Here is a 26401-nt window from a genome sequence, read left to right as displayed (position 1 = left end):
ATGGCACGACGGTTCCTCACCCACCCCAAGGTCGTCATCGGCCTGGTCATCATCGGCTTCTTCACGCTCGTCGCACTGCTGGGCCGCCCCTTCTCCACCCACGTCCTGGGCCGCTCCCCCCAGTCGATCTTCGCCGACGCGATGGGGCAGGCCCCGAGCCTCGCCCACCCCATGGGCACCACGGTCTCCGGCCAGGACGTGCTGACCTGGATGTTGCACGGCACCTACAACTCCATGTTCGTCGGCTTCGCCTCCGCGATCATCGCCTCGGTCATCGCGATCGCGATGGGCACGGCGGCCGGCTTCCTCGGCGGCACCGTGGACCGCCTGCTCAACGGCGTCATCCTCGTCTTCCAGAACATCCCCTCGTTCCCCGTGCTGATCATCGCCGCCACCTTCTGGCGCGAGATGCCGCTGATCGTCGTCTCGGTGCTCATCGGCCTCTTCGAGTGGACCGGGGGCGCCCGCCGCATCCGGGCCCAGGCGCTGAGCCTGCGCGGCCGTGACTTCACCACCGCGCTGCGGACCATCGGCGAGTCCAAGGCCCGGATCGTGTTCGTCGAGGTGATGCCCCACCTCTTCGGCATCGTCTCCCCGATCTTCCTCACGCTCATCGCCGCCGGCGTGGGCATGCAGGCCGCCATGGCCATGCTCGGCGTGGGCAGCGCGGCGGAGCCGAGCTGGGGGCTGATCATCAACTACGCCTTCGGCCAGAACGCCCTGTTCCGCGGCATGTGGTGGTGGTTCGTGCCGCCGGGCCTGTGCCTCGCCCTGCTCGGCTTCGCCACCACGATGGTGAACTTCGGCCTCGACGAGATCACCAACCCCACCCTGAGCTCCAAGCGGCTGACGCTCATGCGGCGCTTCCTCGCCCGCCGCCGTCGCGAGGCCGCCGTCACCGCCCCCGTCGCCACCACCGGAGCCGCCTCATGAGCCCCGCCGCCACCGATCGCGAGCACCGCGCGGACACCGCGCCCGGCACCCTGGACCCGAACGACCTGCCGGGCACCGCCGAGGTCGAGATCGAGACGACCGCGCAGATCGCCCGCCGCCTCGCGTCCTCACCGCTGCTGCTCGAGGCCCGCGGGCTCGAGGTCACCTACGTGACCGAGGCCGGCGAGGTGCCTGCCTGCGCCGACGTCGACCTCGAGCTGCGCCGCGGCGAGATCCTCGGCGTCGCCGGCGAGTCCGCCTCCGGCAAGTCCACCCTGCTCAACGCCCTCTCCCGGCTCCAGCGCCCGCCGGCCGTCACGAGCGCCGGGCAGGTGCTCTTCCACCGGGCGGACGGCGAGGTCGTGGACCTCACCGCGCTCGGAGAGGATCAGCTGCGCCGCTACCGGTGGGACTCGCTCTCCATCGTCATGCAGTCCGCCATGGCCTCGCTCAACCCGGTCATGCGTCTGGACACGCAGTTCATCGACGTGATCATGGAGCACGACCGGTCGATGACGAAGTCCGCGGCGCGGGAGCGCGCCGGCGAGCTGCTGGAGATGGTGGGCATCCCAGCGACCCGCCTGCGCTCCTACTCGTACCAGCTCTCCGGCGGCATGCAGCAGCGCGCGCTGATCGCCCTCTCCCTCGCCTCGAACCCCGAGGTCGTCTTCATGGACGAGCCGACCACCGCGGTGGACGTGGTCATGCAGCGCCAGATCCTCACGCAGATCCTGCAGCTGCAGGCCGCGCTCGGCTTCGCGATCGTCTTCGTCACGCACGACCTCTCGCTGCTGCTGGAGATCTCCGACCGCATCGCGATCATGTACGCCGGTCGCGTCGTCGAGATCGGCATGCCGGAGCAGCTGTACTCGGCCCCGCGCCACCCCTACACCCGGGGCCTGCGCGCGGCCTTCCCGCCGCTGTCCGAGCCCGTGCGCCGGCTCGAGGGGATCCCGGGGACGCCCCCCGATCTGCTGGACCTGCCGTCGGGATGCTCCTTCGCCCCGCGCTGCCCGCTCGCGATCGACCGCTGCCACGAGGAGCGGCCCGCGCTGCGGTCGATCCCCGGCGGCGTGGCCGCCTGCCACCTCGTGGGAGAGGACGGCTCCCCGGCCGTCGCCGCTCCCGCGTCGGCCCCGGAGGAGGACCGATGAGCACCACCCCGACCACCACCCGACGCCGGGCCCGCGAGGGTGCCGCCCCGGTCATCGCGACGCGCGGCCTCGAGGTCCACTTCCGGGTGGACACCCCGCAGGGCAAGGCGACCGTGCGCGCGCTCGACGGCGTGGACTTCGCCCTCGCCCCGGGGGAGATCGTCGCCGTGGTGGGCGAGTCCGGCTCCGGGAAGTCCACCCTGGCCCGCGTCTTCTCCCTCATCCACGCCCCCACCGGCGGGGACGTGGAGATCGACGGGGTGCCGCTCGCGAAGGCCCGCAAGGACGAGCGCGCCTACTACCGCAAGATCCAGCTGATCTTCCAGGACCCCTTCGCCTCGCTCAACGCGCTCAAGCGGATCCGGCACATCGTCGAGCGGCCGCTGCAGATCCACCGGATCGCCCGCGGGCGCCGCGCCTCACGCCAGCAGGCAGGGGAGCTGCTCGAGAAGGTCAACCTCAGCCCCGCCACCCGGTACCTGGACCGCTATCCGACGGACCTCTCGGGCGGCCAGCGCCAGCGCGTCGCGATCGCGAAGTCGCTCGCGGTGGGCCCGCAGGTCCTGCTCGCCGACGAGCCCACCTCGATGCTCGACGCGTCGATCCGGCTCGAGGTCCTCAACCTGCTGGGCGACCTGCGGGACCGCGAGGGCCTCGCCGTCCTCTACATCACGCACGACATCGCCAGCGCCCGCTACCTCTCCGACCGGATCGACGTCATGTACGGCGGCCGGATCATCGAGTCGGGGCCCACCGAGCAGATCGTCTCCGACCCGGTGCACCCGTACACCCGCCTGCTCATCGAGGCGGCACCGGACCCGGCGCACTACAAGGGCTCCGGCCACTCCCCCGCCGTCGCGGCGTCCACCGCACCGCCCGTGGACACGACCGTCGAGGTCGTCGGCTGCCGCTTCGCGAACCGGTGCCCGATGGCGCGCCCGGAGTGCACCGCCGCCCCGATCCCCCGCTCCGTCTCCCCCGACGGCCGCCAGGTGCTGTGCGTCCTGGCGCAGGACCGACCCGACTTCTCCACCCTCCCCACCACCGCTGCTGAGGCGGCTTCTGAAGAAGGAAACCCATCATGATCACCTCCTCCATCTCCCGTCGTCATGTGCTCGGCGCCCTCGGCATCGGCTCCGTCGGCGCCGTGGCCGCCGCGTGCTCGAGCACCACCGGCGGCGGCGCAGGCGGCAGCGACGACGGCGGCGGCGACGCCGGCGGCCTCTTCGTCATCGGCGCCGCGGTCACGGCCACCAACCAGTTCGCGAAGAACTTCAACCGCTACGGCGGCGGCGACACGGCCCCGGGCCTGGACCTCGTGTACGAGCCGCTGTTCCGCCTCTCCTCCCAGGACGGCGGCCAGCTGATCCCGATGCTCGCCGAGTCCGCGGACCACTCCGAGGACGGCAAGGAGGTCACCTACCACCTCCGCAAGGACGTGACGTGGTCCGACGGCGAGGCCTTCTCCGCGAAGGACGTGCTGTTCACGCTCGGCTCGATCTACGGCAAGCCCAACCCCAAGCCCGCCGAGGACGAGTTCGTGTGGCTCTCGGCACCGATCGAGACCCCGGACGACCACACCGTCGTCGTCAAGTACAACGACGACCAGCGGCAGCAGGAGGTGAACCTCGCGCTGTACTACCCGATCGTCCCCGCGCACGTGTACCAGGACGGCGACACGCTCGAGTTCCCCCAGGACGTCATGGACGATCCGATCGGCACCGGCCCGGCGACCCTGAAGTCCTTCGACACCCAGCTGGTCACCTACGAGATGCGCTCGGACTACTGGGGCGGCTCCTCGAAGGTCGGCGAGGTCCAGTTCGTCCCGTCGGGGCAGGCGGGCAACATCGAGACCCAGATCACCCAGGGCGAGATCGACCTCGCCGAGGGCGGCGCCCCGGGCGTCGTCACCGGCTTCGCGACGAAGGCGGAGACCAACAACTACGCCTACGTGGCCGACGGCTCCTCCTCCGGCATCGCGTTCATGACCGCTCGCCCCGAGTCGCCGATGGCCGACGTCGACGTGCGCAAGGCCTTCCGTGCGGCGATCGACGTCGAGGCGGTCAAGGAGGCCTCCGGCATCGGGTACACGCTGCCCAACGTGGCCGGGGTCGACCCGGTGCTCAACGAGTCGCTCGAGCAGCCCGAGTTCACCAAGCCCGTCGCCCTGGACGCCGCGGCGGCGAAGGCGTCGCTCGAGGCCTCCGGCTGGAGCGTCAACAGCGCCGGGAACCTCGGGAAGGACGGGAAGGAGCACAAGCTCAGCGTCCAGATCCAGAACGACAACGCGACCTTCATGGTGACCATGCCGATCGTCGTGGCGAACTGGAAGGACAACCTGGGCGTGACCGTCACCTTCGACCCCAAGCCCAAGGACGTCATGGACACGATCCTGTCCGAGGGCACTTTCGACCTGGTGGGCACCGGCCTCGGCTACCCGGGGTCGCCGTGGTCGAACTACACGATGTACGACCAGCCGATCCTCCCCATCGACGAGAAGACCACCAACGGCAACTGGGGCCGCTGGGACTGGGGCACGGAGGCCGAGGAGAAGATGGCGATCCTCGTCTCCACCCTCAACACCCCCGAGACCCAGGACAAGATCGCCGAGGGCGTCCAGGGCGTCCAGCAGGCCTTCCTCGAGCAGGCCCCGACCGCCCCCTTCCAGGGCGGCGGCACCGGCATCATGTACTCCACCATGAACTGGACCGGCTTCCCCGAGCCAGGGACGGTGGACTACTTCCCGCGGGTGAACGGCATGGGCAACCTGACCAACCTGCTGATGGCGATCCAGCCCGCCTGATCGCCGACGTCCCTCCGCCCCACGGGGCCGGTCCCTCCGGGGACCGGCCCCGTGGCCGTCCGGGAGCGGTCAGCCCTGCTGGGAGCGCAGCCGCTCGCCGATCCGCCGGGTCCACGAGTAGTCCGTGACGGTGATCGTGTCGTCCAGGAAGGGCACCCCGTCGCGGTCCACGGCGTAGGAGAAGACGCCGCCCTTGGTGCCGCCCTCCATCTGCCAGTCCGTGAAGGCCACGGCGCGGGAGTCCTCGAAGGGCTCGGAGGTGTCGTCCCAGCGGTTGAGGTCGAATTCCTCGTAGAAGGAGAAGCCCACGAGGTACTGCGCGGGGTCGATCTGCCCGGCGAAGGTCTCCCAGGTCCCCTGGAGCGTGCCCGGGTCCCGGCCGTAGGACTGCACGAGCACGTGGTCGAACACCTCCGCGCTCTCGCGGAACACGGGCTCGTCCCCGCCGAGGTTCGTGTCGTACATGAGCAGGCGCTCGGTCCCGGAGACCGGGCCGAGGTGCCGCGACAGCTCGTGGAACACGGCGCTCGCCCGGGCGGCGAGGGCAGGCTCGAGCCGACGCTCCATGTCGATGTCGAGGCCGTCGAGGTCGTGGGCGAGCACGAGCTCCTCCACGAGGTGCTCGGCGAGGCCCCGGTGGCCGGCGGGGGTGTCGGGGAAGGCGGGGTCCAGCAGCAGGCCGATGTCGCCGGTGCGGACCACGGTCGTGTCCTGCTCGTGCAGTGTGGGCACGTACTCCTCGCGTAGGGTGCGCCAGAAGGGGTTCTCCGGCGGGGTGAAGTCGGGGAAGACGAAGACGACGTCGACCTCGGCGGGGACGTCGGCGAAGCGGTTGGGCTTCGTGGGGTCCGCGACCCGGTCGTGCCAGGTGCGGAAGTAGGCCATCTGGAGTCCGGTGCGATGGCGGGGGCTGGTGACCACGGTGTCTCCTCGGAGCAGTCGCTCAAGCGGTTGAGCTGCCATCCTTCCACGCCCCGGGGCTCCTGCCCAGGCGCCGCTCCGCCCCGGTCAGGGGCGGGCGGACATGACCCGCGCGAAGGGCACGAGCCAGGTGTCCAGCAGGGCGAGCAGCTCCTCCTCGCCGAGCAGGTCCGGGGCGTCGCACCACAGGGAGAGGGAGGCGCCGAGCACCGGGTCGGGCATGCCGGCCGGCGCGGGCGGCACGTCGATCCACACCGCCTGTGCCGCCTCCCCGAGGAAGCGGCGGGGGCGGAAGACGTCCTCGAGCAGCCCGGTGCGGCGGCGGCCGTGGGGCTGCGGCGGGTCGTCCGCAGAGAGCACCAGGTAGAGCAGGTCTCCGTTGGAGTTCACCACGCGGTACCCGTCCTCGAGATGGTCGGTGACCGACGCCGTCCAGCGCCGCCAGCGGATCCACTCGTCCAGCACCACCTCGGTGCTGATCGGCACCCGGGGCCGCTCGCGGGAGGGGACGACGTGGTCGTTCCACATCATGGGCGTGCGGCCCAGCTCGAGGGCGCGCTCGGCGAGGGCGTTCATGAACAGCGCGAAGCTGTCCAGGGCCGTCGCCCCCTCGCCCAGACGAGCGCGGGCGTGCTCCACGAGCGAGGGGTAGCGGTCCGGGCGCCGGGCCTCCGCGTCCTCCCACGGTGCGGCGAGGTACTCGTCCCCGCCCAGGTGCACGGCGTCGCCCGGGAACAGGGCGCACACCGCCTCGAGCAGCGCGGCGGCGAAGGGCAGGGCGCCGGGGTGGGTGACGTCGAGGCGGTCCTCGTGCACGGTGCCCTCACGGTCCACGAGGCGGAGGTGCTCGCGCCCGCGCAGCAGCGCGGCGGCGTGGGAGGGCAGGTCGATCTCGGGGATCAGCGCGACACCCGCCTCGGCCGCGGCGCGGACGATCGCGGCGACGTCCGCCGCGTCCCAGGCGTCGGGCGCGGCGAGCTCCTCGAAGCCCGCCAGGCGCACGCCCACCCGATGGGTCTCGGTGAGGTGGAGGTGCAGGGCCGTGAACCCGAGCTCGCCGAGCCGCCCGATCAGGTGCACGACGCTCTCCGGTCGGAAGGCCCTGCGCGCCGCGTCGAGGCTGAGCCCCACGTAGGGGCGGGCGAAGGCCGCAGCCGGCGTCACGGTCATGACCGCGAGGCTACCCGCTCAGGCCCGCAGCTCACCGCCCACCGCGCTCGCGACCGCCGCGACGATCCGGTCGCGCGCAGCGCCGATCTCCTTCGCCGAGAGGGTGCCCTCCGCGGAGCGCAGCCGCACCGCGAAGGCGAGGGACTTGCTCCCCTCACCGATCTGCTCGCCGGTGAAGACGTCGAAGAGGTGGACCCGCTCGGCGAGGTCGCCCGCGCCCACCAGGATCGCGGCCTCCACGGCGCTCGCGGGCACGGACTCCTTGACCACGAAGGCGAAGTCCTCCTTGGCGGGCGGGAAGGTCGGCACCGGCGCGGCGAGGACCACGGCGGGGGCGGCGGCGATGACCGCCTCGAGATCGAGCTCGAGCACCGCGGTCCGGGCAGGGAGGCCGAACTCCTTGATCACCGCGGGGTGCAGCTCGCCGGCGAGACCCACCACGGAGCTCTCGCCCTCGGCGGTGAGCACGCGCAGCTCCGCACCGCGGCCGGGGTGCAGCGGGGCGATCTCGCGCTGGCGCACCTCGAGCTCGGCGCCCACCGCGGCGGCGGCACGACGGGCGAGGTCCAGGGCGTCGGCCCAGCCCCAGGCCTCGGGCTCGCCCTGCCAGGAGTCGGGACCGGACGCACCGCCGACGACCGCGGCGAGCACGGCGGTCTGCGCGGGCAGCGCACCGGCGATCGCCGCGAGCTCCGCCTCGGAGGGGCGGGCCGCGGGGGCGGGCACCGGGGCGGCGCCGCCGGCCGCGGCACGGAACACCGAGCCGCGCTGGAGGATCGCGACGGACTCCTCACCGCGGCCGAGGTTGCGGCGCGCGACGGGCAGCAGGCTCTGCAGCAGCGCGGTGCGCAGCAGCGGCTCGTCCTCGGCGAGGGGGTTCAGGACCCGCACCGCGGCACGGCGCTCGTCCTGCGCGTCGTAGCGGAGACGGTCGTGCACGTCCTCGGCGACGAAGGGCGCGGAGCTCACCTCGACGAGGCCGGCCTCGACGAGCGCCCGGACGGCGGCGCGGCGGGCGCGCTGGGCGCGGGTGAGGCCGCGACCGGCGGGGGCGCTGGGCAGCTGGGAGGGGATCTCCGCGTAGCCGACGAGGCGCGCGATCTCCTCGACGAGGTCCTCGGCGATGACGAGGTCCGCTTAGACGACCGCAACCCTTGCCAAACTCTAAACCTAGACCCACGATGACCACATTCAAGGCACGAGGACCGGAAACATCTGGTTAGAAAACGGCATTCTGCCTTTACGTATACGAGGTCACCCGCAATACACTGGCGATCGCGGCACGCCTCAACCGACACTCGAGGACGGAACTAAACAGCCCAGCGAAGAATTCTGACGTCAACAACATGCGACCCACGCGATCCGATGACCGAACCCGACAAAGGGAGACTAATACCAAAGCGTGCCGCGCTCAACCAATTCTCCAACAGTGCACTTAACGGCACGTTTAAACTTCCGCGTCAAGCTCTCCTCAGATGGTAGTTTAGGCTCAACCGCCTTCCATGCTCCATCGCAAGAACCTGGTGACTGAAGCGATCATCAATAGGGATGAACACTCCATCCCCGGCCTCGACAGAAACTCGGTGTCGCTCTGCGCCATTGAAGAACTCGAGTTCACCACCAACACAATCGCTGGTATCAGTAAGATATATCACAAAGCTGGAGACCCAATCCTCAAACGTGTCTTGATGCGACGCTAGGAAATCACCCTTTCCATACATGCTCGCATTAACATCCGTTGCCGGCCTGACCCGGACTCCCATCATCTCACTGAAGCAATCCAAAACTTCCGACTTCAGCAACTCCCGACGCAACCTTTGATATAGCGGGGAAGACTCACGGAGCGACTTGGCGCCGATGGTCTCCAATGAGCCGTGACGCCACACCTTTTTACCATCCGCGCCCGTACGATACTCCGCATCACTCACACTTCGCACGAGCTCATCTTCCGCAAATACTAAATACCTTGACTGCACCCAGTCGTCACGAGACAACAACTCTTCGGCCAGCTCCTTTGCGTACTCGCGGTCGAGGAATCCGCGAACATGAACTGGTCGCGTGGGCACAGGTGGCCATGAACTCCCTTCGTTCAACTGCGTCACCACATCAAGACCGATACGCGGGTAGAGGTTGTCCACGGAACTATCTCCCAATCTGCGCTTCGTCGCGCGCGTCGTTCGTCGCCCGAACTGCAATCAAAGTATATGCGTAGCTACAACAGACCGCATTGGAAGGCCCCTCGCGCCTAGCAACGCAAGACGCCACTCCCAACAACCTATCACATCGACTCTCGGCCAACGGTCATGTCCTCCATTCTGGCTGCACGGCTCACCTATGGATGCCACTAACCCAGTGGATGCGGAAGCAGTCCTTCGTCGCCATCCTCGAACTGATCCAACCGCTCCATGCCATATCCGAACGTGAGCGGAAGCGTCCCCGGCATAAACACCTTCGCCGCCGAAAGGCCAACGCCTGCCAACTCCGGTCGAGTCAAATCCACAACAATTGGCTCCAGCTCTTCATCTGAAAGCGCGCTAACCAGACACTCAAGCTCATCATCGATGGTACTATCACTCCGCTGTTCCGCGTCCCAGGACCACACTGGAATATCCTCGGGTACCACAAATCCGCTGTCATTCCACAACGCATCTCCAGCAGCCTGCGCATACAGCAACCAATGATGCATGGCGTTCAATACATCACTCGGCTTCTGTACATCACTACGTTGAACGCGAGGAAGCAGTCTCATTATCAGACGGGTAGTCGACGCAATTTCCTCTATCGCCTTACGAACAGCGTCGCCTCTCGATGTTCCGCATGCGGCAGCAACAACATGACGGGGAAGAGCAGCGGTACTACCCGTAGCCACCGCTATCGCTGTCACGGTGGACCCTTTCGAAGGCACAACGCCAACAGAGATGTCGAACCCGGCTTCTGTTACTTTCATAGCAGCGACACCCGCAGCCATACTCATCGGGAACGAGCCCGGTGCAATCTGGAACCAGCACGCCGCAGGTCCACGCCGCCACCAAGTTGCGAGGAAAGCATCACGTTCAATCAGCTCCAACAGCCCATTGAGTGTTGCGTGCCTTAAAGACTGCCCGACAGCCATGCCATTCGAATTCTCTTGCACGTACCTCTTCAACCCCCGTTCCGCAGCCCCTACGGCAAAGTAGGCCGAACTGAAAGGGACATAGACAACCTCTTCAGATGACACCACTTCGCCACGCCGCCACCAAAGACGTTCGTCTGCATACAACTGAGCAAACCGACTTCCGGGCTTGTTGTAGACCGCATCACGATGGACCCACAAATCCTTCGGAGTGAGCGCTCGAGCGGGAAGCTCCGCCTGCGTACAATGTATCGCCTCTGCGCCAAGGCGAGTGGGCTCCGGAGGAACTCCAGACCACCGCTCTAGGGCCTCCAACACTGCCAAGCTCTCTGCCGCTTCGCGAGATACTCCTCGCCCCCAAGAGTGGACAACTGTACTTCCGGATGTCGACGGCCTTCCTAGCAGCACCGCAGCACGCGCGACATGAAGTCCATGTTGCTTTGCGACTACCAGATTTGGTATCAGTCCGACTCGGGGGTCTACATATATTCGGTTTAGCTCTTCATGCATTTCATCTAGAGTGCCAAAACTTTGAACACCCGAGCAACTGCCTTCGCCAGCCTCTTGGCTCGTCAGCCACACCCGACCACACTTCTCGCAGTCCGACATGCGTAAAAGTAGACGACACGTAGATACCCCGTCACGCACATCATACCAAACCGTAGCTGCCAGACCTCCCAACAGTTTTGGATACTCCAGCTCAATTTGACTCTGCCACGCAACCAGCTCGCGGATATGCTTGGGAAGCGATTCCCCCTCTATTGCAGTCAAAGAAAGACTCGACTCTTGTTCGCGCCCCATCACCACATTTGCCGCCGATACCCTGGCAATAAAACATGCTTGACACCCCCACCTTTCGTTCCTCTCGCAACCGGGGGAGCCCAAGGGGCCCAATGCGTAACCTTCGGAAGATCGGTACATCACCGTCACGTATTCTGCATCCAGTGCCGTCGCCCAGGAACCACTCGAATATTCCTCTTCGGAGACGACCGCAACGTTGTCAACCATAATCATGAGGCTGCCTCTTGCCCGCCAATTGCCACTCCGCCAAGACATATGAAACGAGATTGCAGCGGTGCCTGTATTGCCATATTCTCCGCATCTCTACTTCCAGTTCCGAGAGCGCAGGCCGCCAACCCAAGCCCCTCTGATGCCAGATATATATTCTGGGTCATCACTCCAATGTGTTTTAGCGAAAGCGATAGTCCAAGCGCCGAATAGACAGAGTCTATCAAGTGGAGATCTGCATAGAATAAAACTAATGCAGGCGGGACCTTATCGCTTCCGATGGCCCAGGCCGCTAACTGCGCGATCTCTCGCAGTGAAGCACGATCCGCATCCAGCAAAAAGAGCTTGCCATCGTCGATTTCATAATGCCAAAGGCCAGACTTGAGTCCCTCGCATTCTCGAACTACTACACATGTCTCAATCTCGTAGATTCCACTCGCGGCCGGATATGACCGCAAGTTTAACGACTTTTCGCTTTTGCTTAGCGCGAGGCCAAGCAAAGATGCGAGCTGGGCCCACGTCAAAACATTCCTGCGACCCATATCCCGCCTGGAGCGACGCCGCTCGAGCGCATCTCGTAGGCTAATCGGCACGTCCTCAATTATCTCTACACGTCGGCTGATACCGCCCTCCGAGCGATTGCGGTGCAGGTGCTCGCGCAGTCGCGTTGATGCCTCCAGATCGCCATCTACGATTTTACCAATTTGAGGCCCTGTCGCCGTTCTAGAGAGTCGCGTAAGTATCGCATACTCGAAGGCCAGATCCGCGACTGCGCGGCGCGAATACAGCATGTATCATCTCCTTTTGACTGATTCAGCGACCGAAAGTGCAACAAGGCACTCTTCATCTACGCTGAAACCTAGGCGATTCAAATGTAAATGCCAAAAACGTAGGGCTGACCTCCGCACATCAGACCGAAACGCGCCGTCTCGAGGGAGGCACTCTCCATACTCGTGCGCAAATGTGGTGGACGTGTAAGAGCCAGCGTAGGTGTTCACGATGTGCTCTACTGTACGGTCAGCCCGGGGCTTTAAATTCAGTCGACTTGCTAGCTCCCCATAGTTTTTAACGATATCGTCCGACGAGATACGGAATCGTTCCGATGTAAGAAGTAGCGTTTCGGTTAGGACCTGAACACGAGACCCCCAACCAGCGGATCGTCGTAAAGCAATACGGCTCGACGCGGTGAAAGCCTGGAGTCCTTCAGCCGTATCCTTGAAGCGCTCGATAAGCGGTTCATAGTGCGTGTCGGGAACCTCGACGACACTCCTCGACGCCTGAGGGGGCACGGCCTTTAACCCTTCAACGGCGGTAAGCTTTCTCGCTCTTTCCTCGTAGTCACTTGGGCTAAGCGTTGGCATATCAATGTCAGATGTCTCTGTGAATTCTTTCAATCGCGCCAGTAATTCTTCACCGGTACCATGCGAATCGCCGATGCGTATACGGAGATGCGGCCCACCTGCCCAATGATAGATGTAATGCCAAAACGTAGGACTGCGGCAAGATTCGAAGAACGGGTGAATTACCTCATTAATGACTTTATAGTAGCGACCATAGTCGTGTACGTGATATTCTCTCCAGGGAGAGCCGGGCCAAAGTGTCATATGCTTTGCTACTCCTCTACATCTACAGTAATCTCAGTCAACGGGTCGTGCGTCATTGTGGGATCCGGATCCGCAGCTTCAATGTCCACTTCGACATCGGCTTGTAGCTGGCGCCAAAATAGCTCAAACGTGCTGAGTAGTTTTACGCTACCGAACAGAGACCGCCCGTCAGCTATCTGGCCGTCACCCGAAAGCGGCCGGAGTCGGTAGTAAAAGCTAGACGGTAGCCCTAGCCGTTCCCAGCCGACCAACGCGTCAATTACCGATCGAGGCGACCTTTCCTCACTATCAATGCCATGGACCGCAAGTCGCCAAGCTTTTCGCAAGATGGTAATATTCCCCTCTTGTATTGCCTTGCGAACACCTTTGATTTGCAGGCCGGACATCTCGTCGCCAATCTCGCACTGAGAGAAACCGTTTAGCATTGCAGGCTCATAGTAAGCCGAAGGCGAGAACAGCGCATCCAAAATGCGTGCCGCAAACGGTATAATCCGCGAATCCACAGGCAACTGCTCGCGCAGTAAAATTGGCGTTCCAGATGGATCTGAGAGGATCAGGCTGCCTCGAGAGTAGTGCAGATAGAGGTCCTGTAGTGTTAGATCGGCGTCTCGCGATTCTGAGTAGATATCTTCAGTGTACGGATAGAGTATACGCCTTTGAGGTTCAGGGCGACGTGCGTTTGGTGGATACCCGAAGTCCGCACTAATACTATATGCAAGACAGTGTGTACTTTCAGAAGGATGATGCTTTGCGGAAACTCCGCTCAGCACCCAGCGCCCCCCGCCCCCCTTGAGGATACGCATCCTGTATTGGATCCTTGCGGGTTTATCCATTCCAGATGAGGTGTCGGTGAAAAGTTCGGACCCGATGCCTATCGGGGTATTCGATGGGTTTCGAATAGCTCTTCTAACGAGAGCAGCAAGCGGGGTACAGCGCGTTCGCTCATTGATAGCTGCGTAATTTTGTAGGGCAAGTAGGAATTCGAGATAGGGGGTTCGTTCGTTGCGACATAGAAGTTTATACATGTGAGCAACTACGAATCGAAACTCTCTTAGAGTATCGGCGTTCCGAACAATTTCAGCAACTCGTCGCAGATGCGCTTGCGTCGCGGCATCGGGGAGCTCTGTGGCACTAAGCCCATATGGATTCTTCGCCTCACGCCAAACACAATGGATCTGTATCTGACCGTCACGCGATCCGTTACTCATCCTTTCGGAGGTCAGAGGTTTCTTTCCGTTCTCGTGGCCCCGTAGGATTCTCTCTGCAGGCCAGGGCGTTGTCCGCAATTCGAGATTGGTAGGAGTGCCTGTATTCCGTGATTGCAGGCCATGACCGTCTTCGTATACCGGCCCATCCGGCTCACGCACACGTTGCGATACGGGGATTCCACGTTCTCGGCCGGACACAACTGGTGTTCGAGCTAATGCAATAGCAGTGCCATTCCACCCACTTGTTGGACTACCATTTGTTTTAGTCGTAATTCGAAGAGCGGTCTTTACTGCCGAAAAGTATCGCGATGGCTTTACATTTTCGCGCTCAAGATTATGTAGCATTCGTGTAACGATTGCATGTGTCCGATGATGAGGCGAGTTCTGAGGAATCGACCCGAGTTCGTTAGTGATCTGGGAATGGTAGTCGCTTAACAGGCGCTTCAGTGATCGCTTCTCCTCGGCACGTGTATTGCCTAAGGCCACTTCTAGGCGCCGCTCGACGAGCTGCTGAGCTTTTACGGAGGCTTCTAGGTGGCTTACGGCTGAAGCTATCTCTGCAGGTAGGCCGGTATCTCCGGAAAAATGGAGGGATCCACCTTTTAGGCGTTCTTTCGATAAGGCTTTCTCTAGTGCTGTCAGAGTCGCTGACGGATATCCTTGTGTGCCAATCAATGAGGATATGTCGGATTGCAGCCGCAGTCGCTGCATCGTAATATCATCGCGGCATTCACTTAAAGTGCGCACTTGAAGCACAATCTCTTTGCTAATGCAAAAATATTCGAGAAGACTATAGCTTGCGCCCCTGATTTGTGTCATATGCCCTTAGATGTCTCAGTGATTTGGCGAGTAAAAAGGGCTGGCGCACACATTTGTGTGCGCCAGCCCCGAAGCATGAGGTCAGTTCTTGTCCGGGTCCTGGCCGCAGGCGATCGAGCAGCAGGGGAACCCTGCGGCCGCGTTCACTCCCTCGAGCAGTGCGTCATCGAGAGCGAAGTCGTCAGAAGCGAGGTCGTCGCTGAGCTCAAGAGTGGCGGTGTTCATGCTGATTCTCCTTTGTTCGCGATTCGTGCGGTCCTCGTCGAGCGTAACAGATGTCACGCTTCCGCGCTCGCTTCCTGGGAGGGTCCTCCGCACTCACGACCGTCTGTGCCTCACGACCTGCGCCTTAGGTGTAGATGGTCATGACGTTGTCGACGCTGGCGTGGAGGTGTGAGGCTGGAGGCTGATCGACGCAGGTGGTGTGGGGGCGTCGGGGACTGCCGCACGTTCAGGTGACAGTTCGGGTGTCAGGCCGCGTGAGCGACCGGGTTCATGATGGTCTCGTACTCGATCGGGGTCAATCGGCCCAGGTGGGCCTGCCGGCGACGGCGGTGGTAAGTGCGCTCGATCCAGGTGATGATCGCGATGCGGAGCTCTTCTCGGGTCCGCCACCGCTTGCGGTCCAGGACGTTCTTCTGGAGCAGCGCGAAGAACGATTCCATCGCGGCGTTGTCCCCGGTGGCACCGACTTTACCCATCGATCCGATGAGGTGGTGACGGTTCAGGGTGTGCACGAGCTTCCGTGACCTGAACTGGGATCCGCTGTCCGAGTGCACGATGCAGACGGCAGCGTCGCGACGCCGGGATGCCGCGTTGTCCAGCGCGTTCACCGCGAGGCGGGCCTTCATACTGTCGCTGATCGAGTAGCCGACGATCCGTCCGGAGAACACGTCCTTGATGGCGCAGAGGTGGAGCTTGCCCTCGTCGGTCCAGTGCTCGGTGATGTCGGTCAGCCACAGCTCGTTCACGTCATCGGCGGTGAAGTCCCGCTGGACCAGGTCATCGTGGACCGGCGGTCCCGGACGCTTCTCGTTCTTCCCACCCTTCTTCCCGAAGGCAGACCACCACTGGTTGTCGCGGCAGATCTTCCATGCCGTCCGCTCGCACATCACCTCGCCGGCATCGGCGGCCTCGCCGACCAGGAAGCGATACCCGTACTCGGGATCGTCGCGGTGGGCGTCCAGCAAGGCGTTGGCGCGATAGGCCTGGATCAGTTCGGCCTGGGTGATCTGCTGTTTCCGCCAGCGGTAGTAGGGCTGGCGGGAGAGCTTCAGGACCCGCAGGGACACCGCGACGGGGATCCCATCAGCGGCGAACTCGCTCACGAGCGGGTACCACCATTTCCCGGCAAGTTCGCCTGGGACAGGTAGGCAGCAGCCCGGCGAAGGACCTCGTTCTCCTGCTCCAGCAGCCGAATCTGCTTCCGAGCCTCACGCAACTCGGTCGACTCCTCCCGGGACTTGCCGGGACGGTTGCCATCGTCAATGTCGGCTTGGCGGATCCACTTATGGAGCGTCATCTCGTGGCCCCAGAAGTCCTTCGCGATCTGCGCGAGAGTGACGCCGTCCTCGCGGAACCGGGCCACACGCACGACGTCTTCGCGGAACTCCTGGGGGTAGAGAGCGGGCATGATGCACATCCTTCCAGGCCGCCCAGCGGGCAAGCCAGATCAGATGTCACCTATCCATGCGGCAGTCCCGGAGCGTGGAAGTTCTGCCCGACCAGATCCGACGGTGATCCGGCGCCGCCGTCGGTCGCGTGGTCCGGGGTTTCCGTCCGCGGATCGCACCGTGCAGTCAGGCTTGGCGCATGAGCCGGGCGCACTGGTCCCAGCCGGTCTCCCAGCCCTCGCGGCACATCGCGTGCCAGACTCTCCACGCCCCGAAGACCACGTAGTTCTGGGCGTGAACGCGTCAGATCTCTGGGATCTGGGCTTGATCGCGCAGGTCGCGGTCGCTGGCCGGACGGGGCTTCCCGGCGCGGTAGCCGCGTGAGGTGATGAAGCCGCCCTCGGTCGCCGCGAGGGTACGGCAGATTAACTCGACCGCGAATTTATCTCGATAAAAATCGATGTAGGCGATCATTTCGTCGAGAGGCAATCGAACTCCGCGGCAAAAAAGTCGAGGCAGTTTTGAGGATCTTGTTGGCTCTGCGCAGCTCAGTGCTCACCCGCTTGAGACTACGGATCTCCGCTTCCGCGTCGCTGGAGCGACCAGGTCGGGTCCCGGCATCGACCTCGGCTTCCTCGGCCCAATGCCGCAGCGAGTCCTTTGAAACGTTCAGCTTCGGAGTAACCTCCTTGATCACCTGACACTGCGTCAGGCCGTCAGCGGCCTCCATCCCGTCGGTGACCATCCGTATCGCACGCTCGCGGAACGACGGCGGTACTTGCTCGGGCATCGCCCAATCCTCCTCGTATCAGAATCGGACCTAAGCCCCACGCGCTTCATCTTCTGCGCACCTGACTCGATTTCCAGGGCGGGAGTCGTCAACGGCTCTGTCTTAGGCCCGCAGCTCACCGCCCACCGCGCTCGCGACCGCCGCGACGATCCGGTCGCGCGCAGCGCCGATCTCCTTCGCCGAGAGGGTGCCCTCCGCGGAGCGCAGCCGCACCGCGAAGGCGAGGGACTTGCTCCCCTCACCGATCTGCTCGCCGGTGAAGACGTCGAAGAGGTGGACCCGCTCGGCGAGGTCGCCCGCGCCCACCAGGATCGCGGCCTCCACGGCGCTCGCGGGCACGGACTCCTTGACCACGAAGGCGAAGTCCTCCTTGGCGGGCGGGAAGGTCGGCACCGGCGCGGCGAGGACCACGGCGGGGGCGGCGGCGATGACCGCCTCGAGATCGAGCTCGAGCACCGCGGTCCGGGCAGGGAGGCCGAACTCCTTGATCACCGCGGGGTGCAGCTCGCCGGCGAGACCCACCACGGAGCTCTCGCCCTCGGCGGTGAGCACGCGCAGCTCCGCACCGCGGCCGGGGTGCAGCGGGGCGATCTCGCGCTGGCGCACCTCGAGCTCGGCGCCCACCGCGGCGGCGGCACGACGGGCGAGGTCCAGGGCGTCGGCCCAGCCCCAGGCCTCGGGCTCGCCCTGCCAGGAGTCGGGACCGGACGCACCGCCGACGACCGCGGCGAGCACGGCGGTCTGCGCGGGCAGCGCACCGGCGATCGCCGCGAGCTCCGCCTCGGAGGGGCGGGCCGCGGGGGCGGGCACCGGGGCGGCGCCGCCGGCCGCGGCACGGAACACCGAGCCGCGCTGGAGGATCGCGACGGACTCCTCACCGCGGCCGAGGTTGCGGCGCGCGACGGGCAGCAGGCTCTGCAGCAGCGCGGTGCGCAGCAGCGGCTCGTCCTCGGCGAGGGGGTTCAGGACCCGCACCGCGGCACGGCGCTCGTCCTGCGCGTCGTAGCGGAGACGGTCGTGCACGTCCTCGGCGACGAAGGGCGCGGAGCTCACCTCGACGAGGCCGGCCTCGACGAGCGCCCGGACGGCGGCGCGGCGGGCGCGCTGGGCGCGGGTGAGGCCGCGACCGGCGGGGGCGCTGGGCAGCTGGGAGGGGATCTCCGCGTAGCCGACGAGGCGCGCGATCTCCTCGACGAGGTCCTCGGCGATGGCGAGGTCGCCGCGCCAGCTGGGCGGGGTCACCACGAGGTGGTCCTCGCCGTCGGGCTCGACGGTGCAGCCGATCTGCTCGAGGCTGTCGCGGACCTGCGTGGGGGTGTAGGGGATGCCCACGACCCGCTCGGCCGCGTCGACGGCGATGCGGATCGGCGCGGCGGGCGCGACGGCGCCGTCGTCGGTGACGACGGAGGCGATCGTGCCGCCGCCGTGCTCGACGATCAGCTGGGCGGCCCGGGTCGCCGCGACGAGCGGCAGCTCGGGGTCCACGCCGCGCTCGAAGCGCTTGGACGCCTCGGAGGGCAGGCGGTGGCGGCGCGCGGTGCGGGCCACGGTGACGGGGTCGAAGGTCGCGGCCTCGAGGACGATGTCCGTCGTGCTCGCGGAGACCTCGGTGTCCGCGCCGCCCATGACGCCGGCGAGGCCGAGCACGCGGGAGCCGTCCTCGCCGTCGGTGATGAGCAGGTCCTCGGGATCGAGGGTGCGCTGCACGTCGTCGAGCGTCGTGAGCGTCTCCCCCGCCCGGGCGCGGCGCACCACGATCGGCGCCTGGACGAGCGCGGCGTCGTAGGCGTGCAGCGGCTGGCCGAGGTCGAGCATCACGTAGTTGGTGACGTCGACGATCAGGGAGATCGGGCGCATGCCGGCGAGGGTGAGGCGGCGGGCCATCCAGCGCGGGGTCTGCGCGGAGGGGTCCACGCCGGTGACCTCGAGGGCCACGAAGCGGGTGCAGCCCTGCTCGCCGCGGACCGGGGCGTCGTCGCGCCGCTCGACGGCCACGCCGCCGGGGGTCAGGTCGGGGACCTCGACCGTGAGCGCGGGGTCCGTGTAGGCGGCGCCGGTCGCGTGCGAGTACTCGCGGGCCACGCCGCGCATGGCGAAGCAGTAGCCGCGGTCCGGGGTCACGTTGATCTCGACGACCTCGTCGGCGAGGCCCAGCAGGGCGATCGCGTCGTCGCCGGGCTCACCGGTGAGGCCCTTCGCGTGCCCGCGGCCGAGGACGATGATGCCGTCCTCGCCGTCGGGGTCCGGGCCCAGGCCCAGCTCGTCGCCGGAGCAGATCATGCCGTCGGAGGTGTGGCCGTAGGTCTTCCGCGCGGCGATCGCGAAGTCGCCGGGCAGCACGGTGCCGGGCAGGGACACGACGACGAGGTCACCCTCGACGAAGTTATGCGCGCCGCAGATGATGCCGCGGCTGGGGCGCTCCTCGCCGGGCTGCGGGTCCTTGGGGTCGTCGAGGTCCTCGTTGTGCTCGGGGCCGACGTCCACGCGCACCCAGTTGATGGTCTTGCCGTTCTTCTGCGGCTCCTTGACGAGCTCGAGCACGCGGCCGACGACGAGGGGCCCGGTCACCTGGGCGCCGAAGATCGCCTCCTCCTCGAGCCCCACGCGGGAGAGGTCGGTGGCGACCTGCTGGGCGCCGGTGCCCGCGGGCAGGGCGACGTGCTCGGCGAGCCAGGTCAGGGGAATGCGAGGCATGTCAGATCTCCGTCCCGTAGTGCTGGGAGAAGCGGACGTCGCCCTCCTCCATGTCGCGCATGTCCGCGACGCTGTTGCGCAACATGAGGATGCGCTCGATGCCCAGGCCGAAGGCGAAGCCCTGGTACTGCTCGGGGTCCACGCCGGCGGCGCGGAGCACGTTCGGGTGGACCATGCCGCAGCCGCCCATCTCGATCCAGCCGGTGCCGCCGCAGACCCGGCACTCCGGGTCGGCGTCGTGGTCCGGGCCGAGGCGTGCGTCGCAGGAGAAGCAGCGGAAGTCCATCTCCGCGCTCGGCTCGGTGAAGGGGAAGTGGTTGGGGCGCAGGCGGGTGACCGGGGCGCCGCCGAACAGGTGCGCGGCGAGCGCGTCGAGGGTGCCGACGAGGTTCGCCATGGTCAGGCCCTTGTCGATCGCGAGCCCCTCGACCTGGTGGAACACAGGCAAGTGGGTCGCGTCGATCTCGTCGGCCCGGTAGACGGTGCCGGGACAGGCGACGTACAGCGGGGCGCCGCGCTCGAGCATGGCGCGGATCTGCACCGGCGAGGTCTGGGTACGCAGCAGCATGCCGGAGCCCTCGGGCGCGAGGTACAGGGTGTCCTGCAGCGAGCGCGAGGGGTGCTCCGGGTCCGCGTTGAGGGCGTCGAAGTTCAGCCAGGACGACTCCGCCTCCGGGCCCTCCGCGATCTCCCAGCCGAGGCCGACGAAGAAGTCCTCGATGCGGTCGGTGAGCGTGGTCAGCGGGTGCGCGGCGCCGCGGGGACGACGGTCCGTGGGCAGGGTCATGTCCACGGTCTCCGCGGCGAGCGCGGCCTCCTCCTCGGCGGCGGCGAGCTCGCCCTGGCGCGCGGCGAGCGCCTGCTGCACGCGGCCCTTGCCCTGGCCCACGAGCTTGCCCGCGGCGGCCTTCTGGTCCTTGGGCAGGTCCTTGATGGCACGGTTCGCGGTGGTGAGCACGCTCGCGTCGCCCACGTGGTCGATGCGCACCTGCTTGAGGGTCGCGGTGTCGGTGGCCGCGGCGATCGCGGCGAGCGCGGCGTCCACGGCGGCAGTGATCGCCTGCTCGTCGATCGCCGGCCCGTCGGGCGCGGGAGAAGTCTCGGACACGGGTATCGCTCTCATCCGTCGGTTCAGGGGGCGCCGGCCGCGGGGCGGGCACCGCGGACCATTCTAGGTGTTGCGGGTAATGACGTTGTGGACGTGGTGTCGGGGATAAAGGAACGGGGCCCGTCCCGGCCGTCCCCGCTCACCGATAGCCTGGTGCGGTCCGCCCCTCAGGAACGAAGGAGCACCTCATGCCCACCACCGTGAAGGGTGTCATCGCCCGCGCCGAGAACCAGCCGGCCGAGCTCGTCGACATCGTCATCCCCGATCCCGGCCCGCACGACGTGATCGTCGACGTGGAGGCCACCGGCGTCTGCCACACCGACCTCGCCTACCGCGACGGCGGCATCAACGACGAGTTCCCCTTCCTGCTGGGCCACGAGTCCGCGGGCCGCGTCTCCGTGGTCGGCGAGGCCGTCACCCACGTCGAGGTCGGCGACTACGTGGTGCTGAACTGGCGCGCCGTGTGCGGCGAGTGCCGCGCGTGCAAGAAGGGCGTGCCGCAGTACTGCTTCGCGACCCACAACGCCTCGCAGAAGATGACCCTCCCCGACGGCACCGAGCTCACCGCCGCGCTGGGCATCGGCTCCTTCGCGGAGAAGACCCTCGTCCACGAGGGCCAGTGCACGAAGGTCTCCGAGGACGCCCCCGCCGAGGTCGCCGGCCTGCTGGGCTGCGGCGTCATGGCGGGCCTCGGCGCCGCGATGAACACCGGCCAGGTGCAGCGCGGCGAGTCCGTGGCCGTGATCGGCCTCGGCGGAGTGGGCTGCGCGGCGATCGCAGGCGCGAAGCTCGCAGGCGCCACCACGATCATCGGCCTCGACGTCGACGAGAAGAAGCTCGCCGCGGCCGAGGAGCTCGGCGCCACCCACACCCTCGCCACCGGCGGCCTCTCCCCGCAGGAGGTGGCCGAGAAGGTCCAGGAGCTCACCGGCGGCTTCGGCGCGGACGTGGTCGTCGACGCCGTCGGCATCCCCCAGACCTACGAGACCGCCTTCTACGCGCGCGACCTCGCGGGCCGCGTGGTGCTCGTGGGTGTGCCCCGCCCGGGCGTGGAGCTCACCCTCCCGCTGCTGGACGTGTTCGGCCGCGGCGGCGCGCTGAAGTCCTCCTGGTACGGCGACTGCCTGCCCGAGCGGGACTTCCCCTACCTCACCGATCTGTTCCTGCAGGGCCGCCTGCCGCTGGACCGCTTCGTCACCGGCCATACCGATCTCGCGGGCGTGGACGGGGCGCTGGACTCGCTCCACGAGGGCGGCACGCTGCGCACCGTGGCGGTGGTGGGCCGATGACCGCGCGGCTCGAGAAGACCGTCACCTCCGGCACCTTCACCCTCGACGGGCAGACCTTCGACGTCGACAACAACGTGTGGGTCCTGGGCGATGACGAGCAGTGCGTCGTCTTCGACGCCCCGCACGACGTCGAGGCGATCGTGCGCCTCGTGGGCGAGCGCGAGTGCGTGGGCATCCTGCTCACCCACGCGCACGACGACCACGTGCGCTTCGCCCCGGAGCTCTCCGAGGCGCTCGAGGCGCCGATCCTCCTGAACCCTCTCGACGGGGAGGTCTGGAAGCTCACCCACGGCGACCTGCCCTGGGACGCCGACGTCGAGGACGGGGATATGTTCACCGTCGCGGGCGTGGACATCGAGGCGGTGCACACGCCCGGCCACTCCCCCGGCTCGACCTGCTACCACCTCGACCAGCTGCAGTCCGTGATGACCGGGGACACCCTGTTCCAGGGCGGCCCGGGTGCGACCGGCCGCTCCTTCTCCTCGCGGGAGACCATCGAGGAGTCGATCCGCGAGCGGCTGTTCGTCATGGATCCCGCGACGGTGGTCCACACCGGGCACGGGGACGACACGAGCATCGGCGAGGAGCAGGAGCGCGCCCGCGGCGACTGGCTCTGAGCCCCCCTTCACCGGTGACGGCCCCGGACGGTCCCCACGGACCGACCGGGGCCGCCCCGTGTCCGTGCGAGGGCACGTGCGACGGTCAGCGGACCATGCGCAGGGCGGCGATGCCTCCGAATACGGACCCGTCGTTCTCCGCGCCGTCGGCGGCGAAGCCGTTGCGCTCGTAGAACCTCCGGGCACGAGGATTCCCGTGCGCCACCCACAGCTGGGCCGCGGCCCGATGCGGGAGGACGGCGTCCAGCAGCGACTGCCCCAGTCCCGTGCCGTGAAGCGCCTGCAGCACGTAGAGGTTCGTCAGCTCCCGCCGGCGGAGAGGCGGGACCCCGTCCCGCGCCGAGGACTCGTCGACGGCGGCGATCCCGACGACCTGACCGTCGATCTCGGCGAGGATCGCCCCATGTCCTGCGTCGAGGAGCCGTCGCCAGCTCGCGGTGGAGCGCTCGACGGTCGCACGCTCCCAGAAGGAGGCATCGGCCAGGCCGGTGTACGTCTCGACCCACGACGCGAGATGCATGGCGCCGATCGCGTCGGCGTCGGAGATCCGGGCGGGCCGGACGACGGGGGCGGACGAGGGAGAGGCCATGTCCCGACGCTACCGGCCGGATCGGCTCACCGTGAGGTGGGGGTGGGGGACGGATCGGAGGAACCCGTTCCGGAGCCGTCCGTCGGCCCCGCCGGGTCGCCGCCGCCGGTGGTCCCGCTCTCCCCGCGCAGCCCCGCGAGGTACGCGTTGTAGGCGGTGAGCTCCGCGTCGCCGTCGCGGTCCGCCCTGCGGTCGTACTGGCGGGCGCGGCGGTCCTCGGAGCGGATCCACATGAGCACCATGAGGACCGCGTAGAGCACGGTGGGGATCTCCGAGACCGCCCACATGATCGACGCGCCGCGCGCCTGGATCAGCACGAGCCGATCCACCGGGTACAGGCCCAGGTCGAGGTACCAGTCCTGCGCCACGAGCCAGGTCGCCGAGTACAGGGCGATGCCGAAGAAGGCGTGGAAGGCGAGGGTGACGAGCAGGGTGATGAGCTTGAGGACCGGGTTGATCGGCTTCTGCGACGGGTCCACGCCGATGAGCACCCAGGCGAAGAGGTAGCCGGCGAGCAGGAAGTGCACGGTCATCGCCACGTGCCCCACGTGGGTGCGCATGGACAGCTCGAACAGCGGCGTGAAGTAGAAGACCACGAGGGAGCCGGCGAACAGCAGCCCGGCCAGCGGCGGGCTCGAGACCACCCGCGCGTATCCGGAGTGGAGCGCGGCGAGCACCCATTCGCGCAGTCCCCGGGAACCGTCGGTGCGGGGGGTGCAGGCACGCGAGAGCAGGGTGACCGGTCCGCCCAGAACCCACAGCGGCGGGACGATCATCATCATCGCCATGTGCTGGACCATGTGGGCGTCGAAGCGGAACCTGCCCCAGGCGGCGGCGCCGCCGCTCATCACCCAGGCGAAGGCGATGCACCCGGCGACCCACAGCACCGCGCGCAGAATCGGCCACTCATCCCCGCGTCGCCGCAGACGCACGACTCCGGAGATGTAGAACCCGGCCATGGCGAGGGCGATCAGAAGGGCCACCCAGTCGGGCTGGACGACGGTGAACATGGTGGTCGGCGAGAACGCACGATCCGGTGGGAGGTAGCCGACCAGGGAGAGGGTCCTCTGATCGCCGACGGCGGGGATCTCCTGGTCGACCGGCGGCGCGGTTCGAGCGAGCGCGATGGAGGCGCCGATGACCACGGCCATGATCACGCCCTCGGTCGCTGCGAGGTGGCGGAAGCGGATCCGGTCCCCGAGGCGCCGGCGCTGGAACCAGCCGATGAGAGCCAGGACGACGAGGCCGACCGCCTTGACCAGCAAGATCCGTCCGTACCCGGTGCTCAGCAGCTGCGTCCAGGAGGACAGTCGGATGGATGCGCTGATCAGGCCGCTGGCAGCGAGGGCGATGACTGCGGCGAGAGCCCATGGGGAGAAGCGCCGGACGGTCACGGCCAGCTGGTCGTCCGAGAGGCGCGGCGCGAGCAGGGCGATCATGAGCAGACCGCCGGCCCAGACCGTGACGCCGATCAGGTGCAGGGCGAGGGCGTTGACGGCATTGGTGTGGTCGAGGCTCGCCCCGGCGTGGCCCTCCAGGCCGAGCATCGCTGTCCCGAGGCCCACGAAGGCGAGGCCCCAGGCCGCGGCGACGGTGCTGCGGGCGACCGCGGAGAGGAGGGCGGAGAGCGCGGCGACGACCGCGATCGTCAGCTGGAGCCGTCCGAGATCCGTACCCATGGCCACATCCCACGGGTTCAGCGCGGATCCGGCACCGGTGGCCTCGAGCCCGCTCAGAGGGATCTGCGCGAGGGAGGCGAGCGACCACAGCAGGGCTCCGGCCGCAGCCGTCCGCACGGCCCGCCCGCGCCCGCCCTGCAGCGAGGTGACCTCACGCCGCGAGGGGCCGGGCAGAAGGAGCACCGCGGTCCCTCCGCCGCCGACGGCGAGGAGCAGGCCCAGGTGATGCAGCGCCCGGACCACCGGCGTGCCCCAGGTGACCAGGGGCGAGGCCGGCACGAGGGCGTTCGGGGCGGCGGCACCGCTCGCGGTGAGGCCGATCAGCGCGGTGAGCGCGCTGAGGATCAGCAGCCCGGGGACGACGAGGAGAGTCGTCCGGGCCGCCATGTGGCGGGTGGTCACGCAGGGCTCCTTCGCCGGCGCATCGTCTCGAACAGGCAGACTGTCGCGGCCGTGTGCACGTTCAGCGACTCGGCGCGGCCTGCGAGCGGGATCCGGACCGCGAGCGGTGATGCGGCGAGCGTGTCCGCATCGAGGCCGTGCGCCTCGTTGCCCATGATCCAGGCGATGCGCTCGGGCAGGTCGGCCTCGAACAGGTCGGTGTCGGCGTAGCCGCTGGTGGCTGCCGCGACGATCTCGTGCGAGGCGAGGGCGTCCAAGAGGTCCGGAGCATCGACTCCGGTGAGGAGAGGGAGGTGGAACAGGCTTCCGGCGCTCGCGCGCACCGCCTTCGGGGAGTACGGGTCGGCGCTGGTGCGGGTCAGCATCACGAGGTCGGCTCCGGCGGCATCGGCCGTGCGGATCAGGGTTCCCACGTTCCCGGGGTCCCGCACTTCATGGAGGACCAGGATCGAGACCGGACGCGTCGCGTCGAGCCGGGCGATCGCGGCTTCGGCAGAGGCCCGCGCGTCGTCCTCCAGGAGGGGGATCCTCGCGACGGCGACGGCTCCCTGCGGGGTGACGGCCTCCCCGCCGTCCGCGGCTGCACCCTCACGGGTCATCGCTCGCAGGATCGCCTCATCGACCATGCGGGGGCGGAGACCGGCGACGTCGCCCAGCTGCGCGAGCTCGGGGTGGTCGGCGTCGGCGCGCTCGGTCAGGAACAGCTCATCGACGAGGTCTGCGCGCTGTTCGAGGAGGGAGCGCACAGGCTGCGGCCCCTCGATCCGGAACCTGCCCTGCTTCCGACGTGCGGAGCGCCCGGACAGTGCGGCGATACGACGCACCCGCTCGGAGCGGGGCGAGGTGATCGGAGACTGGTCCGGGCGCTCGTGCATCGCTGGTGCCGCG

The 26401-nt window shown here is 67.1% G+C and carries 22 protein-coding genes; 6 read left to right on the top strand and 16 right to left on the bottom strand.

Annotated features, from left to right (window positions below; all coding sequences use genetic code 11):
• From ACZ5AJ_RS03050 to ACZ5AJ_RS03035, 4 genes are read left to right on the top strand one after another with little or no spacing between them, the layout of a single operon-like run.
• Positions 1-933 (top strand): ABC transporter permease, encoded by a 933-nt coding sequence (locus ACZ5AJ_RS03050; RefSeq protein WP_464136970.1) that lies wholly within the window; start codon positions 1-3, stop codon positions 931-933.
• A complete protein-coding gene (locus tag ACZ5AJ_RS03045) occupies positions 930-2087 on the top strand; it encodes an ABC transporter ATP-binding protein (RefSeq protein WP_464136968.1) in 1158 nt (385 codons plus the stop codon). The genes ACZ5AJ_RS03050 and ACZ5AJ_RS03045 overlap by 4 nt, the downstream gene beginning before the upstream one ends.
• Positions 2084-3172 (top strand): ABC transporter ATP-binding protein, encoded by a 1089-nt coding sequence (locus ACZ5AJ_RS03040; protein WP_464136967.1) that lies wholly within the window; start codon positions 2084-2086, stop codon positions 3170-3172. The genes ACZ5AJ_RS03045 and ACZ5AJ_RS03040 overlap by 4 nt, the downstream gene beginning before the upstream one ends.
• Positions 3169-4890, top strand: a complete 1722-nt coding sequence (locus ACZ5AJ_RS03035) for an ABC transporter substrate-binding protein (protein ID WP_464136965.1) — start codon at positions 3169-3171, stop codon at positions 4888-4890. Before ACZ5AJ_RS03040 ends, ACZ5AJ_RS03035 begins: the two co-directional genes overlap by 4 nt.
• Before the next feature lie 69 nt (positions 4891-4959).
• Here ACZ5AJ_RS03035 and ACZ5AJ_RS03030 read toward each other — a convergent pair whose 3' ends face one another.
• The 13 genes from ACZ5AJ_RS03030 to pheS all read right to left on the bottom strand — a co-directional run bounded on the left by ACZ5AJ_RS03030 (position 4960) and on the right by pheS (position 20952).
• Positions 4960-5811, bottom strand: a complete 852-nt coding sequence (locus tag ACZ5AJ_RS03030; RefSeq protein ID WP_464136964.1) for an EndoS/ChiA family endoglycosidase — start codon at positions 5809-5811, stop codon at positions 4960-4962.
• A gap of 87 nt (positions 5812-5898) precedes the next feature.
• Complete coding sequence (locus ACZ5AJ_RS03025; protein ID WP_464136962.1) at positions 5899-6981, bottom strand: family 20 glycosylhydrolase; 1083 nt, start codon at positions 6979-6981, stop codon at positions 5899-5901.
• An 18-nt stretch (positions 6982-6999) separates the two neighbouring features.
• A complete protein-coding gene (locus ACZ5AJ_RS03020) occupies positions 7000-8043 on the bottom strand; it encodes a phenylalanine--tRNA ligase subunit beta-related protein (RefSeq protein WP_464138679.1) in 1044 nt (347 codons plus the stop codon).
• Positions 8044-8441: 398 nt separating this feature from the next.
• Entirely contained in the window at positions 8442-9119 is a 678-nt protein-coding gene (locus ACZ5AJ_RS03015) for a 2OG-Fe(II) oxygenase family protein (protein ID WP_464136960.1), read from the bottom strand.
• A gap of 206 nt (positions 9120-9325) precedes the next feature.
• Positions 9326-10603, bottom strand: coding sequence for a YcaO-like family protein (locus tag ACZ5AJ_RS03010; RefSeq protein ID WP_464138678.1), 1278 nt, complete (start codon positions 10601-10603; stop codon positions 9326-9328).
• A 500-nt stretch (positions 10604-11103) separates the two neighbouring features.
• On the bottom strand, positions 11104-11892 hold the full coding sequence (locus ACZ5AJ_RS03005; protein ID WP_464136959.1) for a SagB family peptide dehydrogenase: 789 nt from the start codon (positions 11890-11892) through the stop codon (positions 11104-11106).
• Between the two features lie 3 nt (positions 11893-11895).
• Positions 11896-12705 (bottom strand): lantibiotic dehydratase C-terminal domain-containing protein, encoded by an 810-nt coding sequence (locus ACZ5AJ_RS03000; protein WP_464136957.1) that lies wholly within the window; start codon positions 12703-12705, stop codon positions 11896-11898.
• Positions 12706-12713: 8 nt separating this feature from the next.
• On the bottom strand, positions 12714-13508 hold the full coding sequence (locus ACZ5AJ_RS02995) for a hypothetical protein (protein WP_464136955.1): 795 nt from the start codon (positions 13506-13508) through the stop codon (positions 12714-12716).
• Between the two features lie 1305 nt (positions 13509-14813).
• Positions 14814-14957, bottom strand: coding sequence for a hypothetical protein (locus ACZ5AJ_RS02990; protein WP_464136953.1), 144 nt, complete (start codon positions 14955-14957; stop codon positions 14814-14816).
• A gap of 245 nt (positions 14958-15202) precedes the next feature.
• Positions 15203-16365 (bottom strand): IS3 family transposase gene (locus tag ACZ5AJ_RS02985; RefSeq protein WP_464136951.1). Its coding sequence is split into 2 segments (ribosomal slippage): positions 15203-16090 and positions 16093-16365, totalling 1161 coding nucleotides; the frame shifts between segments, so codons are not numbered across the junction.
• 283 nt (positions 16366-16648) lie between these two features.
• On the bottom strand, positions 16649-16819 hold the full coding sequence (locus tag ACZ5AJ_RS02980; RefSeq protein WP_464136949.1) for a hypothetical protein: 171 nt from the start codon (positions 16817-16819) through the stop codon (positions 16649-16651).
• A 418-nt stretch (positions 16820-17237) separates the two neighbouring features.
• Positions 17238-19829 carry a phenylalanine--tRNA ligase subunit beta gene (gene pheT / locus ACZ5AJ_RS02975; protein WP_464136946.1) on the bottom strand — a complete coding sequence of 864 codons (2592 nt, stop codon included), beginning with the start codon at positions 19827-19829 and terminating at the stop codon, positions 17238-17240.
• Position 19830: 1 nt separating this feature from the next.
• Positions 19831-20952, bottom strand: coding sequence for a phenylalanine--tRNA ligase subunit alpha (gene pheS, locus ACZ5AJ_RS02970; protein ID WP_464136944.1), 1122 nt, complete (start codon positions 20950-20952; stop codon positions 19831-19833).
• A 173-nt stretch (positions 20953-21125) separates the two neighbouring features.
• On the opposite strand from pheS, the gene ACZ5AJ_RS02965 reads away from it, so the two are divergent.
• Positions 21126-22226 carry an S-(hydroxymethyl)mycothiol dehydrogenase gene (locus ACZ5AJ_RS02965; RefSeq protein ID WP_464136942.1) on the top strand — a complete coding sequence of 367 codons (1101 nt, stop codon included), beginning with the start codon at positions 21126-21128 and terminating at the stop codon, positions 22224-22226.
• Positions 22223-22843, top strand: a complete 621-nt coding sequence (locus ACZ5AJ_RS02960; RefSeq protein ID WP_464136940.1) for an MBL fold metallo-hydrolase — start codon at positions 22223-22225, stop codon at positions 22841-22843. The genes ACZ5AJ_RS02965 and ACZ5AJ_RS02960 overlap by 4 nt, the downstream gene beginning before the upstream one ends.
• 85 nt (positions 22844-22928) lie before the next feature.
• On the opposite strand, the gene ACZ5AJ_RS02955 is transcribed toward ACZ5AJ_RS02960, so the two are convergent.
• Genes ACZ5AJ_RS02955 through ACZ5AJ_RS02945 form a run of 3 tightly spaced genes read right to left on the bottom strand, consistent with a single transcriptional unit; the run spans position 22929 to position 26388 of the window.
• On the bottom strand, positions 22929-23432 hold the full coding sequence (locus ACZ5AJ_RS02955; RefSeq protein ID WP_464136939.1) for an N-acetyltransferase family protein: 504 nt from the start codon (positions 23430-23432) through the stop codon (positions 22929-22931).
• Between the two features lie 26 nt (positions 23433-23458).
• Positions 23459-25513, bottom strand: a complete 2055-nt coding sequence (locus ACZ5AJ_RS02950) for a bifunctional copper resistance protein CopD/cytochrome c oxidase assembly protein (protein ID WP_464136938.1) — start codon at positions 25511-25513, stop codon at positions 23459-23461.
• Complete coding sequence (locus ACZ5AJ_RS02945) at positions 25510-26388, bottom strand: TrmH family RNA methyltransferase (protein WP_464136936.1); 879 nt, start codon at positions 26386-26388, stop codon at positions 25510-25512. The genes ACZ5AJ_RS02950 and ACZ5AJ_RS02945 overlap by 4 nt, the downstream gene beginning before the upstream one ends.
• Between the last annotated feature and the right edge of the window lie 13 nt (positions 26389-26401).

This window comes from Brachybacterium zhongshanense (genome assembly GCF_055385755.1).
The sequence above is the reverse complement of the archived record's forward strand: the minus strand, read 5'-3'. Positions and strand labels throughout refer to the sequence as shown.

Coding starts and splice junctions, on each gene's coding strand:
- ACZ5AJ_RS03050 (WP_464136970.1), top strand. CDS start 1: ATGGCACGACGGTTCCTCACCCACCCCAAGGTCGTCATCGGCCTGGTC.
- ACZ5AJ_RS03045 (WP_464136968.1), top strand. CDS start 930: ATGAGCCCCGCCGCCACCGATCGCGAGCACCGCGCGGACACCGCGCCC.
- ACZ5AJ_RS03040 (WP_464136967.1), top strand. CDS start 2,084: ATGAGCACCACCCCGACCACCACCCGACGCCGGGCCCGCGAGGGTGCC.
- ACZ5AJ_RS03035 (WP_464136965.1), top strand. CDS start 3,169: ATGATCACCTCCTCCATCTCCCGTCGTCATGTGCTCGGCGCCCTCGGC.
- ACZ5AJ_RS03025 (WP_464136962.1), bottom strand. CDS start 6,981: ATGACCGTGACGCCGGCTGCGGCCTTCGCCCGCCCCTACGTGGGGCTC.
- ACZ5AJ_RS03010 (WP_464138678.1), bottom strand. CDS start 10,603: ATGCATGAAGAGCTAAACCGAATATATGTAGACCCCCGAGTCGGACTG.
- ACZ5AJ_RS03005 (WP_464136959.1), bottom strand. CDS start 11,892: ATGCTGTATTCGCGCCGCGCAGTCGCGGATCTGGCCTTCGAGTATGCG.
- ACZ5AJ_RS03000 (WP_464136957.1), bottom strand. CDS start 12,705: ATGACACTTTGGCCCGGCTCTCCCTGGAGAGAATATCACGTACACGAC.
- ACZ5AJ_RS02995 (WP_464136955.1), bottom strand. CDS start 13,508: ATGCGTATCCTCAAGGGGGGCGGGGGGCGCTGGGTGCTGAGCGGAGTT.
- ACZ5AJ_RS02990 (WP_464136953.1), bottom strand. CDS start 14,957: ATGAACACCGCCACTCTTGAGCTCAGCGACGACCTCGCTTCTGACGAC.
- ACZ5AJ_RS02980 (WP_464136949.1), bottom strand. CDS start 16,819: ATGATCGCCTACATCGATTTTTATCGAGATAAATTCGCGGTCGAGTTA.
- pheT (WP_464136946.1), bottom strand. CDS start 19,829: ATGCCTCGCATTCCCCTGACCTGGCTCGCCGAGCACGTCGCCCTGCCC.
- pheS (WP_464136944.1), bottom strand. CDS start 20,952: ATGAGAGCGATACCCGTGTCCGAGACTTCTCCCGCGCCCGACGGGCCG.
- ACZ5AJ_RS02965 (WP_464136942.1), top strand. CDS start 21,126: ATGCCCACCACCGTGAAGGGTGTCATCGCCCGCGCCGAGAACCAGCCG.
- ACZ5AJ_RS02960 (WP_464136940.1), top strand. CDS start 22,223: ATGACCGCGCGGCTCGAGAAGACCGTCACCTCCGGCACCTTCACCCTC.
- ACZ5AJ_RS02955 (WP_464136939.1), bottom strand. CDS start 23,432: ATGGCCTCTCCCTCGTCCGCCCCCGTCGTCCGGCCCGCCCGGATCTCC.
- ACZ5AJ_RS02945 (WP_464136936.1), bottom strand. CDS start 26,388: ATGCACGAGCGCCCGGACCAGTCTCCGATCACCTCGCCCCGCTCCGAG.